Source organism: Diaphorobacter ruginosibacter, from assembly GCF_040396215.1.
Classification (GTDB): domain Bacteria; phylum Pseudomonadota; class Gammaproteobacteria; order Burkholderiales; family Burkholderiaceae_C; genus Diaphorobacter_A; species Diaphorobacter_A ruginosibacter_A.
The window spans coordinates 1-16,121 of sequence record NZ_JBEBOW010000026.1 but is presented as its reverse complement, the minus strand read 5'-3'; the positions used below and the strand labels follow the sequence as shown (position 1 = coordinate 16,121).

Annotated in this window: 16 protein-coding genes; all 16 read right to left on the bottom strand. The window is 62.4% G+C overall.

Going from position 1 to position 16,121, the window contains the following annotated elements:
• Window positions 1-139: 139 nt before the first annotated feature.
• The 16 genes from ABWP92_RS05380 to ABWP92_RS05305 all read right to left on the bottom strand — a co-directional run bounded on the left by ABWP92_RS05380 (window position 140) and on the right by ABWP92_RS05305 (window position 15,853).
• Window positions 140-850 carry a TetR/AcrR family transcriptional regulator gene (locus ABWP92_RS05380; RefSeq protein ID WP_353234333.1) on the bottom strand — a complete coding sequence of 237 codons (711 nt, stop codon included), beginning with the start codon at window positions 848-850 and terminating at the stop codon, window positions 140-142.
• Between the two features lie 145 nt (window positions 851-995).
• The gene (locus ABWP92_RS05375; protein ID WP_353234332.1) at window positions 996-2,507 is read right to left on the bottom strand and encodes an MmgE/PrpD family protein; all 1,512 of its coding nucleotides are present in this window, start codon (window positions 2,505-2,507) and stop codon (window positions 996-998) included.
• Window positions 2,508-2,532: 25 nt separating this feature from the next.
• On the bottom strand, window positions 2,533-3,231 hold the full coding sequence (locus tag ABWP92_RS05370; protein ID WP_353234331.1) for a hypothetical protein: 699 nt from the start codon (window positions 3,229-3,231) through the stop codon (window positions 2,533-2,535).
• A 131-nt stretch (window positions 3,232-3,362) separates the two neighbouring features.
• Entirely contained in the window at window positions 3,363-3,545 is a 183-nt protein-coding gene (locus tag ABWP92_RS05365) for a hypothetical protein (RefSeq protein WP_353234330.1), read from the bottom strand.
• Between the two features lie 46 nt (window positions 3,546-3,591).
• Window positions 3,592-4,065, bottom strand: coding sequence for a hypothetical protein (locus tag ABWP92_RS05360; RefSeq protein ID WP_353234329.1), 474 nt, complete (start codon window positions 4,063-4,065; stop codon window positions 3,592-3,594).
• A gap of 96 nt (window positions 4,066-4,161) precedes the next feature.
• Entirely contained in the window at window positions 4,162-5,307 is a 1,146-nt protein-coding gene (locus tag ABWP92_RS05355) for a porin (protein WP_353234328.1), read from the bottom strand.
• A gap of 169 nt (window positions 5,308-5,476) precedes the next feature.
• Window positions 5,477-6,862 (bottom strand): MFS transporter, encoded by a 1,386-nt coding sequence (locus ABWP92_RS05350; RefSeq protein WP_353234327.1) that lies wholly within the window; start codon window positions 6,860-6,862, stop codon window positions 5,477-5,479.
• Window positions 6,863-6,929: 67 nt separating this feature from the next.
• The gene (gene dctP / locus ABWP92_RS05345; protein WP_353234326.1) at window positions 6,930-7,982 is read right to left on the bottom strand and encodes a TRAP transporter substrate-binding protein DctP; all 1,053 of its coding nucleotides are present in this window, start codon (window positions 7,980-7,982) and stop codon (window positions 6,930-6,932) included.
• A gap of 514 nt (window positions 7,983-8,496) precedes the next feature.
• The gene (gene mhpD, locus ABWP92_RS05340) at window positions 8,497-9,288 is read right to left on the bottom strand and encodes a 2-keto-4-pentenoate hydratase (RefSeq protein WP_353234325.1); all 792 of its coding nucleotides are present in this window, start codon (window positions 9,286-9,288) and stop codon (window positions 8,497-8,499) included.
• 17 nt (window positions 9,289-9,305) lie between these two features.
• On the bottom strand, window positions 9,306-9,851 hold the full coding sequence (locus ABWP92_RS05335; RefSeq protein ID WP_353234324.1) for a DoxX family protein: 546 nt from the start codon (window positions 9,849-9,851) through the stop codon (window positions 9,306-9,308).
• Between the two features lie 56 nt (window positions 9,852-9,907).
• Complete coding sequence (locus ABWP92_RS05330) at window positions 9,908-10,384, bottom strand: hypothetical protein (protein WP_353234323.1); 477 nt, start codon at window positions 10,382-10,384, stop codon at window positions 9,908-9,910.
• 123 nt (window positions 10,385-10,507) lie between these two features.
• Window positions 10,508-11,431: a LysR family transcriptional regulator gene (locus ABWP92_RS05325; protein ID WP_353234322.1), complete on the bottom strand. Its 924-nt coding sequence runs from the start codon at window positions 11,429-11,431 to the stop codon at window positions 10,508-10,510.
• A 47-nt stretch (window positions 11,432-11,478) separates the two neighbouring features.
• Window positions 11,479-12,669, bottom strand: coding sequence for a flavin reductase (locus ABWP92_RS05320; protein WP_353234321.1), 1,191 nt, complete (start codon window positions 12,667-12,669; stop codon window positions 11,479-11,481).
• Window positions 12,670-12,776: 107 nt separating this feature from the next.
• Window positions 12,777-13,949: an acyl-CoA dehydrogenase family protein gene (locus ABWP92_RS05315; RefSeq protein WP_353234320.1), complete on the bottom strand. Its 1,173-nt coding sequence runs from the start codon at window positions 13,947-13,949 to the stop codon at window positions 12,777-12,779.
• A gap of 66 nt (window positions 13,950-14,015) precedes the next feature.
• Window positions 14,016-14,927, bottom strand: a complete 912-nt coding sequence (locus tag ABWP92_RS05310) for a VOC family protein (protein ID WP_353234319.1) — start codon at window positions 14,925-14,927, stop codon at window positions 14,016-14,018.
• 95 nt (window positions 14,928-15,022) lie between these two features.
• The gene (locus ABWP92_RS05305; protein ID WP_353234318.1) at window positions 15,023-15,853 is read right to left on the bottom strand and encodes an alpha/beta fold hydrolase; all 831 of its coding nucleotides are present in this window, start codon (window positions 15,851-15,853) and stop codon (window positions 15,023-15,025) included.
• Window positions 15,854-16,121 lie beyond the last annotated feature (268 nt).

The following is a 16,121-nucleotide window of genomic DNA, read 5'->3' as shown; positions in this document are numbered from 1 at the left end:
TGCGGTACAAAACGGCAGAGCGCACAGCAATTGCCTTCTGCGCATATCGGTCCTTCGCGGGTGAATCAACCGATCGATTCTCATCGTCCCGACCGGGACGTTCAACACGCGAATCCGCAACGCAGATATGCAGTTTCCGTCAGGCTACCTTGACGCGCGCAGCACGAGTGCGCTTTGGCTTTGGCTTGTCCTCCAACTCGCCATGCACACTCGCCTGAGCCTGCGCCACCAAATGAACGAGACAGGACACCAGCGTGCTCTGGAAATCATCCAGCGACTCGCCCGATGCGCCCGCGATGGCGTTACCGTCCTGCATGGCCAATGTGAATGAGCTCAGTTTGTTGGGCAGCCCCGGCAGAGACTTGAGCAGCGGTGTCGGCAGAATGCTGCGCCACCAGGTGGAGAGCTCTTCCCGCTGGGTCTCGCGAATGTTCAGGAACTGCGCGCGCGCGGTTTGCTCGGGCACGGATTTCTCAACGCTGAGAATCACACCCAGCCGCCAGAAATCAGCCGCGAAATACTTGGGAGTGGTGGCACTGCCGAAGATGCGGGTGACATGCTGCTCGAAGCTCTCGCCCGGCATCGGCTTGTTGCGCTCGGCGGTCTCGCGATGCCAGCGCGAGAAGCTGTCCTCGATCATCGCATTGAGCAGCAGATCCTTGCTCTCGAAGTGCCAGTACACGCTGCCGATCGGCAGACCCGACATGCTGGCCACCTTCGCCATCGTCATGCCGCTGTAGCCGTTGGTCGAAATGACGTTGAAGGACGTCTCGAGAATGCGTGCCCGGACGGCCGCGCTCGACTTGTGCTCGCCATGCTTGCGGATTCGACTGTTTTCGCTGCTGACCATTGGATTGATTTCTCATGCGGCTTGTGTCGCGGGATGGGCGACCAGGCATTTGCGCCACCCATCCCGCGGGTCTCCACAGGCCCTCTGTTGTGAAGGATCTGCGATGGTACCCAATGTAGCGGTTCACCGGCCCATCACATCGATTTCAGATCGCCATCGCTTCCTGCAGCGTTGACACGTCGGCCTCGGCTTCCAGATTCTGGATGCGCTGCAGAATCCCCTGCGCCTGCGTGCGCTTCATGCCGGCAGCGTCGGTGCATTCGAACAGCTTCTTCTGGAACTCAGCGGCGGTCATCGGGTTCTTCGGATCGCCCTTGGCGAATTCAACCTGCTTGGTAAGGGTCTTGCCGTCGCGCGTTTCGATCTCCACGCGTGCAAAGCCAGGGCCGCCGTCCGGGCGCACCAGGCTCTTGTCCTCGGCGGTGAAGATGCGTGCAGTCAGCGCCTTGAGGTCGGCGCGTTGCAAAGCCTCTAGCGTGAAATGGCGCAGGCCTACCTCTCGGTCCTGGATGGCCGCGGCCACCATCCAGGGATTGCTGAACTGCGCCTCGACGATCGTCTTGGGATTGCGCTTCTTCTCGATGGGCGCCCCAAGCAGCATCATCTCGGCTGGAGGGCTGTAGATCGTGACCTTGACCACCTGATCCGGGCGCAGATCATTCGCCATCACCAACTCCTTCGTGGCGTCGATGGCCACATGGCCGCCGCGGCACGATGGATAGGGCTTGGGCGCAATATCCGGTCCGGCGAAGTTGCTGCCCAGGCCTGCGAGCAGGGATTCCTTCGAGTACTTGCCGCCGTGGTATTGCTTGAACAACCCCTTGAATCCCTCCAGTACATGGTCGGAGCCGAACACGCCGTGCCGGGCAAGACGCGCCGACATCATCCCGCCATAAGCCGCAAAGCCTGCTCCAAGGCGCTTGGCGAGCGTGCCATCCACGCTGGCCTGCGCATTGCCGGACATCTGGTGATAGGCGAGCCCCACTGCCGCCACCATCTGCTCGCGCGAGAGCTTCATGAGACGACCAGCCACCAGTGTAGCCGACAGGAAACCATACATCGGCGTAGGGTCCCATCCGACGACGAAGGGCGACACGCCCGGCGAGCCCGCACGCGAGAGGCGGCAGGCGATATCGGTGCCGACGGCGACTGCCGCGACCAGTTCCTTGCCGCTCACGCCCTTGACCCAATCGGCCGTGGCCAGCGCCGTCGGGATAGTCACGCAGGACGCATGCATCAGAGAGGGCTCGTACGTATCGTCGAACTCCAGGGCCGCCGCCATGGATGCGTTCAGCCGCGCAGCGCTCTCCGCCGGCACGCGCACATTGGTGCCGAGCACCAGACTCTCGCCCTTGCCGCCGGTCTCACGCGTCCAGTCATAGAGCTGCCGGATACCATCGGAATGCAAGGCAGGCAGCGCCACCCCGACCGTGTCCAGAATCTGGAACTTGCTCGCCTCGACCACCTTGGCGGGCAGCGCTGCGTAGGGTGTCGCGAGGCAATAGTCCACGAGCGCATAGATGGCGTCCGGCAGCGCACGCGCCGGCACCGCGGAGGCCGCATCCTTATCGTTCGATAACGCCCAGACCGACCCGGTGGCGCCGCCTGCCGCGAACAGGGTTGCGAACTGAGCAAAGCTTCTTCGATTCAAACTCATATAGTGACTCCTTTGTTTTCGGCATTCACGCCTGTGCGGCTTCCCGGTCCATAAGTCGGGGAGCAGAACCCCTCCTGTCCATGAACATGGTGAACAAGGCCAGCAGGAGAGCGCCCATCGGCGGACCCCAGTCGTAGATGCGCAGCGGACGACTTCCCATGGTGGTCGAGAAGCCGATGACGACCACGGTCCACACCACCGCCACGGCAATGAGCAGAACCATATCCTTTGATCGCGCCGCGTATACAGGCATACCGGTGACCGCAGGCGACCCGGTCACCGCCGATTGCCGCTGCTGCCACGGGAAACCTGGCTTGGCGCGCAGTTGGAAGAGCCCTGCGAAGTTCTTGCCGTAGGCCAGGATCAGCAGCCCGCAGAGCAGCAGTTCCTGAGTGCCGGTGAACAACTGGCGCGGATGCGGCGAAACGAACAGGTTCAGATAGATGATCTGAAACGCGATTCCAGCCATGAACGCAAGCGCGACCGGTACGAGGATGTTGAACAGCAGCATCGAACCCAGCACGATCTCGAGGTACTTGACCAGGGGATAAAACCCGACCTCGTTCATCTCATGCATGTAGGGGCCCACTGCTCCCGCCTTGCTGAAATCCGGAATGACACCGAACACCGCGAAGTTGATCCCCGATTTGAGAAAGTGAATGGCGTAGTAGTAGCGCAGCCAGAGGATGAGATATTTCCATGGCCCTTGTTCCGCTTTGATCATCTTGTCTCCTTGAAAATGGATTGTCCGCAGCGCGCCACATGGGGCGGCCCGTTGGTTCGCAACTCAAACGCGCCGGCTCGGGAAAATCAAATGACTTTCCCAGCCAACGCTTGCAAAAAAGGCCACCCGGCTCAATCCCGGTTGCGATCCTTGTACAGGAAATAGATCAGTCCCGCCCATGAGGCAAAAAACGCGACCAGGTCATAGTTGCGGATCGCGCGGTATGTTGCATAGAACAGGCCCGTCGAGCCGATGAAAGCGGCAGCCGTCAGCGCGAGGCAGACAATGACGGCGATCCATTTGTTCTTGTTCATCAAGTTATCTCCAAACAAAAAAGAGGTTTCAAGTGCGATCCGCGCGTCATTCGACAATGCGGCGGCCGATGTCCTGCTTGTAGGCCTTGGCCCCATCCCAGAGCCACAGCGGCTCCAGCTTGGGCTTGACGACCGCGAACATCCAACCGCTGTAGGCCAGCAGCAGGACGCCGTTGAGGAACAGCTCCTGGGGGCCGGTGAAATACTGACGCGGCATGGCTGGTGAAGCCACGATGACGGTGTTAAGCCAGAAGATGTTGACCGAGGCTGGAAACTCCAGAATCATCCCCAGCAACGGCAAGCGGTTAAAGAAGATCATCGCGCCCGTGACGATCTCCAGATACTTGATCATCTGGTAGAGGTAGATGTTGGCATTGGCCTGCACCCATTCGCCGCCAATGCCTGGAATTTCCGGCACATAGCCGGTGGCGGCGTAACGGATGCCGGAAAACAGCAGATGGGCGCCGAAGTAGCAACGGAGCCAGTGGATGATGTAGTACCAAGGGGAGCGGGAAGCCATGGCGTTTGTCCTAGTAGTTGAAAGTGGAATGTAGGCGGGAGAAAATGCCTCGCGAAACACGCGCGCCTTTTGGGTGGCGCGTTGTTTGCAGATGGATCAGAAACGCGATGTGATGCCGACGATGATACCGTTCACTGCGTTGCCGGCGTTGGGAATCGGGCTCTGGAACACAGGCCAGCGCGAGCTCCCGTCCTGGGTAAGACGGGTCACCGCGGCCATCAGCATGACCGAGCGGCTAACGTCATAGGTGTAGGCCAAGCCGTAGCTGGTGGCGTCGCTGTCCTGCGTTCCGCTGGAATACTTTCCGAGCGTCATCCGCACATTGCCGCGCTCGGACACGGGGATCACGGCGCCCACCAGCTTCACCGATTCGGAGTTGCCATTGAGCACGCCGCCGCCGCTGCCCACGGAGGGGTCTGCCGCGTCGCGATGGATGTAGGTGAAGTAGGGCTGGATCGGGCCAGACTTGTAGCTGGCCCCCAGCGCGTACTCGGTGTTTGACCTGGTGGCAGGCACGGAGGCCGTTCCGGATGTGCTGGAAGACTTCACGAGCAGCGCGCCCAGCGTCAGCGGGCCGGTCTTATAGTCGACCGATGCCTCGAAGAGCTTGGGTTGGGTGGTCGACCCCTCGTTAAGGCTGTAGGACAGCTTGGCTTGCACGCCGCTCAAGCGCGGCGAGATGTAGGCCAGCGTGTTTTCGGTACGCTGCGTCGGGTTGATGAGAAAGCCGGAGGACGTACCCTTGCCAGAAGCGCTGCCTGGCGCCGGGGAGCCGAGCGTGGTCAGCACGCCCCATGCATCCATCGCGGGCAGAAGCATGGGGTCGAACTTCGGGAAGAAGTTGTAGGTGGGGCCTTCCTGCCGACCCGCGCGGATCGCGCCCCAGGACCTGCTCTCCAGCTCCACGTAGGCCTGGCGGCTCCAGAAGCGGTTGGCCGCGCCGTTGGTGGAGCTCGAAGTGCCCGAGTCCATGTTCACGCCTGCCTCCAGGCGGGCGTTGGCCTTCAGGCCACCGCCCAGATCCTCGCTGGAGAAGAACCCGATGCGGGAACCCGCACCGCCTGCATGCATGGCGGTCTTGGATTGACCAGACGTGCGGTAGTGCGCAATCGCCAGATCGGCCGTACCGTAGATGCGCACTGTGCTGCTCGATGCGGCGAGTTGCCCCGTACCCTGTGTCTGTGCCTGCGCCATGGATATGGCTCCCAAGGCAGTCATGCCGATGATCAGCTTTGTCTTCATTTGGTCTCCTGGATTTTGAATGGCTGTCGCCACCTTTTTTTGTCTGCGTCGAGCGCAGGGACTCCTCTGGCCGGCCTGCGCCGATCAGGGAAATGCACTGGTGTTCAATCGCGGGTCGCTCAGCCCCGGATCAGGGCCGGCGTGATTCGCTAATTCGATTGCATGGATGTCATGCCATCTGCTTGCGGCTTTCCTGATGGCCGGATGGCGCGGGCGATGTCGGCGCGGTCTCTTCCACCGTGTGTGTGGCGAGTTCCTTGTCGAAGCGCTCATTGCCCAGCCAGTAGGCGATCGCGCTCACCAGGCAGATGCCGCCGAAGTACATCGCCACCCACTCTGGATGCTTGCCACCGGATGCGGCCAGCAGCGTGGCGGCGATCAGCGGAGAGAGGCCCGCGCCGAGCGTGGAGGCGATCTGGAAGGTCAGCGCAATGCCGCTGTAGCGGACATCGGCCGCGAACTTCTCGCTGATCCAGGTGTTGAACACACCACCCATCAATGCCTGGATCACCGGCATCGCCAGCACCATGGCCAACAGCAGGGCTGCAAAGCTCGCCTGCTGCACCAGCAGGAAAATCGGCCAGATCAGGACGATGCCGGAGATCGCACCGGTCAGCATCAGCGGCCTGCGCCCCACGCGGTCGGAGATCGCACCAAACATCGGCAGCGTGAAGATGTTGAAGAAATTCGCCACCGTCATCGCCAGCAGGGCGCTGGTGCGCGAGTGCCCCGCTTCCACCGCGTAGTTCAGCAGAAAAGCCGCTGCGAATGTAGAGAACGACAACGGAGCCAAACCGCCAAGCACGCCCGACAGAATCTGCCCCTTGTTGTAGCGCAGTACGGTGACCAGCGGAATCGACTTGGCTCCACTCCTGGCGGCCTGCGCCTTGCGTGCGGCCTCATACTCCGGCGTCTCCGTGACGCGCACACGGATCATCAGGCCAACCAGCATCAACAACGCGCTGATGAGAAACGGCACACGCCAGCCCCAACTCAGGAACTGCTCGCTCGGCAACAGCGAGAATGGCGTCATCACCAGCGTGCCGAGCACCGCGCCCGTGGGACCGCCCGCGCTCACCAAACTGACAGCCAGACCACGCCCCTTGGGCTTGGCGTGTTCCATGGACATCAGCGTCGCGCCGCCCCACTCCCCGCCCATCGCGATACCCTGCATCAGGCGCAGCAGCACCAGCAGCATGGGAGCGGCCACGCCGACCTGGGCATAGGTGGGCAACAGACCGATCAGGGTGCTCGACACACCCATCATCACCAGCGTGACCACAAGCACGTTCTTGCGCCCGAGACGGTCACCATAGTGACCAAAGACGACGGCGCCCAATGGGCGCGCCAGGTAGCCCACGGCGAAGGTCGCAAATGACGAGAGCGTCGCGGCGAACGGGTCCAGCGTCACGAAGAAGATCTTGGGGAACACCAGCGCCGCGGCGATGCCATACAGCAGGAAGTCGTAGTACTCCAGCGTGGTGCCCAGGTAGCTGGCCAGAATGGCACGCCGCTTTTGCTTTTCACGCTCTCGCGCATCGATGGATTGGGTCATGGGAATCTACTGTCTCGTGGGTTTAGCAAATGGGGAGAGAAACGGATGGGCGCAATACCTGCGGACTTCATGGATTCGAACGGGTGGCGACCAGCGACGCTCTCAGTTCAGGCGGAATGCGATGCACCTGCATGCCGGCGTGCGCGAGGGCTTTCAGGGCCTGCGCGTCTTCTTCGCGGGCACGCCTGCGCTGGACGCGGGCGACCTTCTCGGCGGCTTCCCGGAGCCAGGTCTGCTGGACTTTGTCGAGCGCACGCCACGTGGATTGCCGCACAACGAGCACCTGCGCGCCGTAGGAATGCCCGGTCAGCCACAGATGCTTCTGCACCTCGAACAAACGAGTCTGCAGCAGCATCGACACAAAACCTTCCTGCGCCTCGACCTGCCCGCTCTCGATGGCGCCGCGCACGGCCGATGCCGCAATGGCGACCGGCACACTGCCCCACGCGGTGAACGTGTCCGCGGAAGTCTTGGCGGGAAGCGTGCGCACGGTCATGCCGCGCAGATCCTTCATGCCGTGCAGAATGGCCTTGGTGGTGGACAGCTGCCGGAAGCCGTTCTCCATGAAGGCCAGGCCCACGAGGCCGTGAGCGGAAAGACTGTCCAGCAAGGCCCGGCCTTGCGGACCTTCGACGATGGACTCCGCCGCTTCGGCATCGGGAACGGCATACGGGCGATCAAACAGCTCGAACGATTTTTCAAGCTCGGCAAGCCCCGTGGCGGCCACCAGCATGATCTGCGGCGCACCGGACCTGCCTTGGCGCAGCGCCTCGATCTGGAGCGCAGGACTACCCGGGATGGTTCCAGGCAATACATCCACCTGCAGTTGCCCGCCGCTCAACGCGGCGGCGTCGCTCGCCAGCTCGTGCAGAGCCAGGCGAACGGAGTGGTTTTCAGGGAGATAGGCGCGATAGTCGGCCACGCTCAAATGCATGGCACTCGCTGGCGACTGGGGCACGGCACTCGTTGGCAACTGGGCCTGCGCGGCTTGAACCAGCACCCCGCCCAGCATCACGCCGGCGCAGGCGGCGCGCACGCCGGCCGCAAGAATGCGTACCGGTGCCAGGCCGGTCAATGCCGTGGGCTGTTTCGCCAACCCTCGAAGAGGTGCCAAGCGCATGGGGTTTGTCTCCAGTTCCTTGAATTTCCAGATACAAATTCTGGAATCTATTTTCTAGAATTTTGAACGGAGTATTAGACTAGATCAATACACGTAAACACAACTCAGCTATGTAAAGTTCGCATAGTTGTCATCCAAGCCAAAGCATTGCAATTCACGCTGGAGAATGAGCAGCCCCACATGCGCTTGCCCGGGCCTGGATCCATGGGCAAGTGCTCCAAGTTGTAACAACAAGAAAACAGGCGGCGCCTGCACTTTTCGTTCACGCTCTTTTGCGCGCAGCCCGGAACGCCCGCTCCCGAAAGAAGAGGACACACGTTGAGGGGAAACGAAGTGATCATCCGACAGCCGATTGCCGCGTCAGGGCACTGGCATCCGGCAGCCTCTCGAGTGATGCGACCTGCTCCATCCAATGCGCGGCAGCGTCCTTGATCGGCGCCCGCGCGCCGTCACTCTTTGGTATGTGAGCCGAAGGTTCCGATACGGCAGCACGCGCCTGCCGCCGGCAAGAAACTCACTCCGCGGCGAAGCGCGCCCGCACCACTCCCACATGGTCAATATGGGCCTCGAAGCTGTCGCCGGGCTCGACAGCCACCATGGGACCAAGCGCTCCGGTCAGCACCAGATCACCGGCGCGCAGCGGGTTCCCCAGCGCCACGAGCTTTCTCACCAGCCACAGAGCCGCATTGAGCGGATGCCCAAGGCACGCGCTGCCTGCGCCTTGGGATGCAAGCTCGCCATTGCGGGTCATGCGCATCTCGACGGTCTTGAGGTCCAGGTTGTCAAGCGGTACCTTCACGCCGCCCAGCACCACCAGGCCGCTGGACGCGTTGTCCGCCACGGTGTCGGCAAAGCGGATGTTCCAGTTGGCGATGCGGCTGCCGACGATCTCGATGGCCGGCAGCACATAGGCGGTCGCATTGATCAGCTCGACCAGCGTGGTGTCGGCGCGCGGCAAATCGCTGCCGAGCACCAGCGCGACCTCGGCCTCCACCTTGGGCTGGAGCGTGCGCTCCAGGGGAATGGGCTCATCGTCGCCATAGAGCATGTCGGCGAACAGCGTGCCGAAATCCGGCTGATCGACGCCAAGCTGCTTTTGCACCGCAAGCGAGGTCAAGCCGATTTTGCGGCCCACCACGCGACGCCCCTGGGACACCGCATGGTCGACATTGGCCTGCTGGATGGCATAGGCCAGCGCCGCGGTGTCGCCCTGCATCTGCTCGCGCAGCGGCGCTATGGGGGTGCGCGTGGATTCGGCATGGCGCAGACGCGCCGCCAGTTCCTGAATCTGTGTTTCGTTGCTCATTTTTTTCCTAGTCTCTTTCAATCGTTCCTGGCCTGCTCTTCAGAGCTGAATATGTTCTTGAGCAGGCGCAGATCCTCGACCCGTCCAACCGGCGCATTGAATTGCAGCATCGGGATGTAGTACTTTATGTAGGCCAGCAGCAGGACGATGTTCATATACGTGCACCACACGGCCATGAAGAAGCTGAACAGCCGCTCGAAGCGCAGATTCAACACGATGGAGTTGTAGAACACCACCAGCCCCAGCGGCAGCGCGATCACCAGCGCCAGCGGAACGAAACGGTTGAACACGAGGCACAGCCCCACCAGCAGTTCGGCGACTTTCACATAGTCGAACAGGCCGGTCTCGATCATGGTGACCAGCATGGCGTTGGAGAGATGCAGCGTTCCCAGCGGCTGCGGATAAATATTGGGCAGACCCCACATCGGCAGCAGATGGTTGAGCCCGTTCACGATCATCCATGCGCCCAGCATGAGACGGAAGAAGGTGATAAGCAGGGTTCCTGTGAACCATGCGTCGATCTTGATGGCGTTCTGGTTTGGGTTGTCGGAGACTGTTTTCATGATGCGGTCACTTCCTGAATGGTCAAGCGGGGTCGTATGGTGGTGCGATGTATCGCTCATCGGCTGGCCTTGGGCCACGACACCTGATCACAGGTCTTGCCGGCGGGCAGCGCCTGACTTGAAGGACGCGCCCGATCCACGATGCGGCCGTCGCGGGTGCGGAAAAAATCCACCGTTTCCATACCCTGGCCATCGCTGCCGTCGATGCAATGCCAGACCACGACATTGAGTCCTTCCGCCACTACGCGGCGAATGCGGTGCTTGATGGGCGCGCCATCCTTGCGGTCCGCCGCATCAGGGGCGAGATCGACGAACTTGGGCGTCGTGTAGGCCACCAATGCCTGCGCGCCCTTGCCCTCGTCGTAGGCCATCTTCATGAAGCCAGCGACGATCTCGCGCGGCAGCTTGCCTACGCCCGGCCCGCTATCTCCCGCCCAGCGCGGATTGGTGGCCATGTTGTGCGCGACGGAGACTGTCAGTGCGATGCCGGCGATGACCGAGATGGTGTTGAAGGTTCGGGTCCTGATCTGCATGAGTCTCTGTTTCTCGTTTTTGTGGAGGGTATCGATTGCCGCGTCGCTGAACCGTTGGCCCGCGCAGCGCGCTCATTCTCGAATCCATGAACCTGACCATCAAGATCGGCATTCGCATCTCAGCTATGCGCTATCGCCATAGTTCTGATCGGCGGCCGTCCGGTACAGCTCCTTGAGTGTGTCCTTCACCACCGCCGCTGCAGCATCCGCCAGCTTGCTGCGCGGCTGCTTGGTGGACGTGATCATGCTGATCGTGGCCTCCAGTGGCGGGTTGACGATCTTCTGCCACGACAGTTTGGGCAGAGACCGGAGCGACTGCAGGCTGCCCGGCATGATGGAATAGCCACCGCCGCTGGCGACGATTTCGGTGGTGGACGCCGTCGAGTCGATCTCCAGCTCGATGCGCAGGCGCATGCCCAGCCTGGCCGCCGCCGTCTCCACGGCGGGCCGTGTCCACTGGTTGCTGTGCGGAAGAATCAGCGGCAGATCCGCCAGTTCCTGCAAGCCGATCTCGCAGCCGCCAGCTCCCACGGGTTCGGGGCCGATCAGATAGAGCTGCTCGGTGGCCTGGGGTTCGATGGTGAGGTGGGGCGAGCTCGCGGGACTGAGCACCAGCGCAAAGTCCACCTGGCCCAGCAGCACTTTTTCATAGAGCGCCCCGGACAATCCCTCCGTCAGGCGAACCGAAGCCAGCGGAAAGTTCTTCTTCAGAAGCGGCGCAAGCGTGGGAATCAGAATGCGTCCGATGCTGGGCGTCAGGCCGATCACCAGCTGCCCCGTGTATACCGAGTCATTGTCGCGCACCGAGACCAGCGCCGCATCCATCGTGCGAATCGCCGAGCGCGCGTATTCAACGAACTTGGCGCCCTTTTCGGTGAGGCGCACGCCTCTGCCGTGGCGGTGAAAGAGGCTGGCCCGCAGCTCCAGCTCGAGCGTGCGCACCTGCCTGCTCAGCGTGGGCTGGGGAATGTTCAGCAGATCCGCCGCCTTGATGTAGCTGCCCGCCTCCGCCACAGCCACGAAACTACGCAATTGACAGATATCCATGGCGGTTCAGTGCTCCGTTGAAAGGCCGCGGTCAATACGCAGGCAGGTCATGACCATTCGGGAATGCAGGCGATCAGGCCTTCGATACGCTGGGCCGCCTCCTGCAACCTTGCGAGGAAAGCGTTGATCTGCTCGCCCGGCATTTCCGCCGGGAATTCGCTCAGGCGCAGCGCCAGCACCGTCTCGCCACGCGCGTTCAGCACCGGTACGGTCAGATGCAGCAGCTGGTAGCTCTGCGTATCGTTGATCTGCACCGGCTCGTGCATGTCGAACATGGCGGAGACCTTGGAGAGGAAACGCCGCTCCTGCTCCGGCGTGCGGTGCGGGCATGAGTACAGGTCGAGCGCCGCGTCCAGCGCTTCGGAGCTTTGCTCGCCGAGCAGGGACATGGACCAGCGCCGCTCGCGCACGAGCCGAAGCTGGTCTCGGGCGCGCGCGAGTGTCTCTTCGCTGCACTTGCCAAGGCGCGCAAGCCAGGCGCCTTCGGAAATCGCGTTGGCGCTGTCGACGAACAACGCACCCAATGGCGGCGTCAGTGGCGCGCGCGCGCCCAGCCGATTCTTGCCGCATTGCGCGGTCGAATGATCCGCCACCGCAACGTAGACGGATTCGGTACCGGCCGGCGCGACCACGCTGCAACCCACTCCCAGCTCTTTGGCAACGGCCTCGATCTCGTCGCGGGCCGCCTCGGCCAGACGCACCGACTGGAACACGTCGCGGTCGTTGACGAGCACCCGCGGCCCCATAGAGAAGCGCCCATAGCCGCGCTGGAAAAAAAGCAGAGGCAGGGCATCTCGCTCCAACCCCATCGTTTTGACGGCGCCGAGCACGATGAAGTGATCTCCGCCATCGACGACATTCGCATACTCGCAGTCGATCCAGGCCACCACGCCATCGATGATGGGATTGCCAGCCGGGCTGGCGTGCCACTTCACCGCATCGAACTTGCGCTCGCCGGGTGCGGCAAGGGTTCGGCAAATGCCCTCCTGGTCCGCGGCCAGCATGTTGATGCAGAAGCGCTCGGAGGCTTCGCGCAGCACGTTGAACGAACGGGAGGTCTTCATCGGCAAAAACGCCACCAACGGCGGGTTGAGCGACACGGAGGTGAACGTACCCACCACCATGCCCGTCGGCTCACCCGACGCATCGAGGCCGGTGACGACGGCTACGCCTGTCGGGTAGTTGCCAAGCACTGCGCGAAACTGGTCGCTGTCGATTGGGCTTTGAACGTTTTCCATTTTTCAGTCAGCTCCGGGCGGGCATTCACTACTTATGGGGGCGCAGCGGCGGTGCGGCATCTGTCCGCATCGCCCTGCCCCATTCGGTCATCGGATCGGCGAGCCGATCAGATGATCACGCCGGCCGGCTTGGGGATGCCATACAGTGAGCCCGCGAAGGCGGAGTACACAGGGTCCTCCACGTTGCAGGCATGGCCCAGTGCCACCGACAGATCACGGAACTGGCGCTGGATCGGATTGGACAGACGGTTGGCGTTGCCGCCCGCGCTCTTGAACACGGTGGCCGCCGCGTCAGCCGCGCGATGCACCGCGCGCACCTGGTGCACGCGGGCGCGGGCTTGCATGGCATCCGTCACACGCTCGCCGCGCGAAGCGACGTCGTAAGCGTGCGTGATGTCCGAGAGGAGCTGCAGCTTCGCCGCATCAATGTCGGCGATGGCCGCACCCAGAGCGGACATGTGATAGGGGTTCTGCGTCGCCTTGATTCCCATGCGCGAGACGCGGTCGCGCGAATAGTCGGAGAAATGGCGCACCACGCCGTCGGCGATGCCGATGGTGGCCGCTGCGATCGCGCCAGGGAACAACAGATCGAACGGCACCTGGTACAGCGACGAGCCGGGACGGTTCTTGCTCGCGTATTCACGCGAGTTGAGCTTGCCGACGGCGAGCGTGCGGTAGTCGGGAACGAACGCATCCTTCACGACCACATCCTTGCTGCCCGTGCCGCTCAGCCCCATGACCTGCCACGAATCCTGCAGGATCTCGTAGTCCTTGCGCGGCAGGATGAAGTGAAACGGCTCGGTGAACTCATTCTCGGGACCGCCCTCCTTTTCAGCGCGGCCACCCAGCACCACCCATTCGCAGTGATCCGTACCCGAGGAGAAAGGCCACTGACCATTCAGCACGAAGCCGCCATCCACGCGCTTGGCGCGGCCAATGAAGGCGTAGGGCGAGGCGATCCAGGTATCCTTGTCCTTGCCCCAGACTTCCTCCTGCAGCTTGAGATCCGCCTGCGCGAATTCGAACGGGTGCACACCCACCACGCCGCTCACCCAGCCGACGGAAGGCGCACGCGCGGTCAGCTCCATCAGCACTTCATAGAAGTCGCGCGGATGGGCCTCGTCGCCACCGAAATCCTTGGGCTGCAACATGCGTACCACGCCAGCGTCGCGCAGCAGGCGTGCCGCCTCGTCGGTGATATAGCCGCGCTTCTCGCTAGCGTCGACCTCTTTCGCCACCTTGTCCGCCAGCGTCGGCAGACCTTCAACAACGGGATGCATTTTCGATATCCTCTTGAAATGAAATTCAGTACTTTCCGGTACTTCTTTGCCGCATTCGGCGCGGCTTCAACCAGTGACTTCCGCGAGCGCGGGATCGATCTCCAGAAACGGTGACAGCTCCTTGTGCTGGTGCCTGTGCCCCCAGGTGCTGGTGCGGTCGTAGTAGCGCGGCTCCCAGTGCTCGTCGACCTCCAGGCCACCCCATCCATACTCGATACGGAACCCGGCGGGCGAATGCAGGTAGAACGAGGTCATCTGGTCGTTGGTGTGGCAGCCGAGCGTGCGGGTGACCGGCACCTTGCGGTCCTCGCAAAGGTCGAGCGCGCGGCCCACGTCCTCCAGCGAATTGACCTCCACCATCAGATGCAGGAACGCCGCGCGATCGTTCGGTGAGCGGGCAATGGCGAGCGAGTGGTGACGGCCATTGACGTGATAGAAGTGCGCGAAGATCGGTCCGTCCACCACCGTATCCGACAGGTGGAAGCCCAGCACATCGCGATAGAAGCGATCGCTCTCGGCGAGATCGGGCACCGCCAGCACCACATGCCCCAGCCCCTGGTCACCGGTGCGAAACCCGGTCATCGCGCGGCCCGGCCTGAACACATTGCGCGGACGCATCTGCCCCCATGCCAGTTCGTGGCGGATGCCCGCCGGATCGATGAACCACTGATAACCAATCACCTGGCGCACGGCGGCCTGCTCCTTGGACGCGCGATGCACCGTGATGCCGTGTCGATTGAGGCGCTCCGCGATGACCTGCACCGCCTCCTCGCCCGTCGTCGCCCAGCCGATATAGGCCACGCCGTTCTTCTCGCCCGGGTGGATGGCCACGCGATGGGCAACCTCGTCGAAACGAAGACGCACCGCGCCATCCGGTCCCGGCTCCGCCAGTTCGCAGCCCAACACCTCGGTTCCGAACCGCTCCCAGTCCCGGAACGACGGAGATGTCGCGCCGAAATATGCCAGCGATGTAATCATGCTGTACCCCTGTCTCCTGCTCCGGACGGCCCTTGCCGCCCGGACATTCGCTTGTTTTGGAAATGCTCTGCGCTCTCAAGCGAGAACGCGGCCGATCAGTGCCCCTGGATGAACGACGCCACGGAGCGGTTGAATTCATCCGTGTGCTCGAGCTGCACCCAGTGACCGCAGCGAGTGACCAGCAGCAGACGCGCGTCGGGGATCTGCCGAACCAGGTGCAGACCCGAGGTGAACGGCACCGTGCGGTCATCGCGGCCATGCACCAGCAGCGTCGGAGCCTTGATGTCGGCCAGACGCGCCTGATCGATACGCACCATGGGCTTGCCATGGCCGCTGATCCAGCCCTCGATATGGTCCGGGCGCGACAGCAGAATGTCGACGCGCTCCTGCACGAACTCGTCCGTCACGTGCCGCGTGTCGAACGCCATCGTCGCGATGAATTTGCGCATGGATTCGGGGCCCGGCTGAAAGTAAGCCGCCTCCAGGGCCTTCACTCCTTCGCTCAGACCCGTCGGATCGAACACGCTGGGCACACCAGCCGACGAGCCGAGCGTGACGAGATGGCTCACCAGATCCGGACGTTCGTATGCAAGGCGGATGCACGATGAACCTCCCATGGAATTGCCCACGATCGCCACCTTGCCCAGACCGAGTGTCTCGATGAACTCTGCAAGCGCTCCGCTGTTGTCGCGCTGGTCGTATTTGACCGACTGCGACTTGCCCCAGCCTGGCAGATCGACCGCAAACACGCGGAAGCGCTCCGCCAGATAAGGCATGTTGGTGTGGAAGTTGCTCCATCCCGACGCGCCCGGGCCACCACCATGCACAAGCACCAGAGGCTGCCCGCTGCCGGCCTCGTTGTAATGGATGTCCCAGCTCTTGGTCTTGATGCGTTTGCTGGTGCTTTCTTCGGTCAATGTCGCCATGTGCTTCTCTCAGCCAGTGTGCGCCTCGGTCTCGGCAAGGCGCGGTTGATGGTGTGTTCGTACCGCTGACGTGTTTCTCGACGCATGCAATTTGCGATACATCAAATCATCGGCAGAGAGATATTACTAGAATTGATATTCTAGAATTAATAATCGAATACCCTAGTGGCGAAGCGTGCCGATGTGGTGTATTTCAGAGTTTTGGAGGCGGAGTCTGGGGCGCGTGCGCAGCGCGTAGAAGCCCTTTTGCGAGACATCGAGCGCCTCG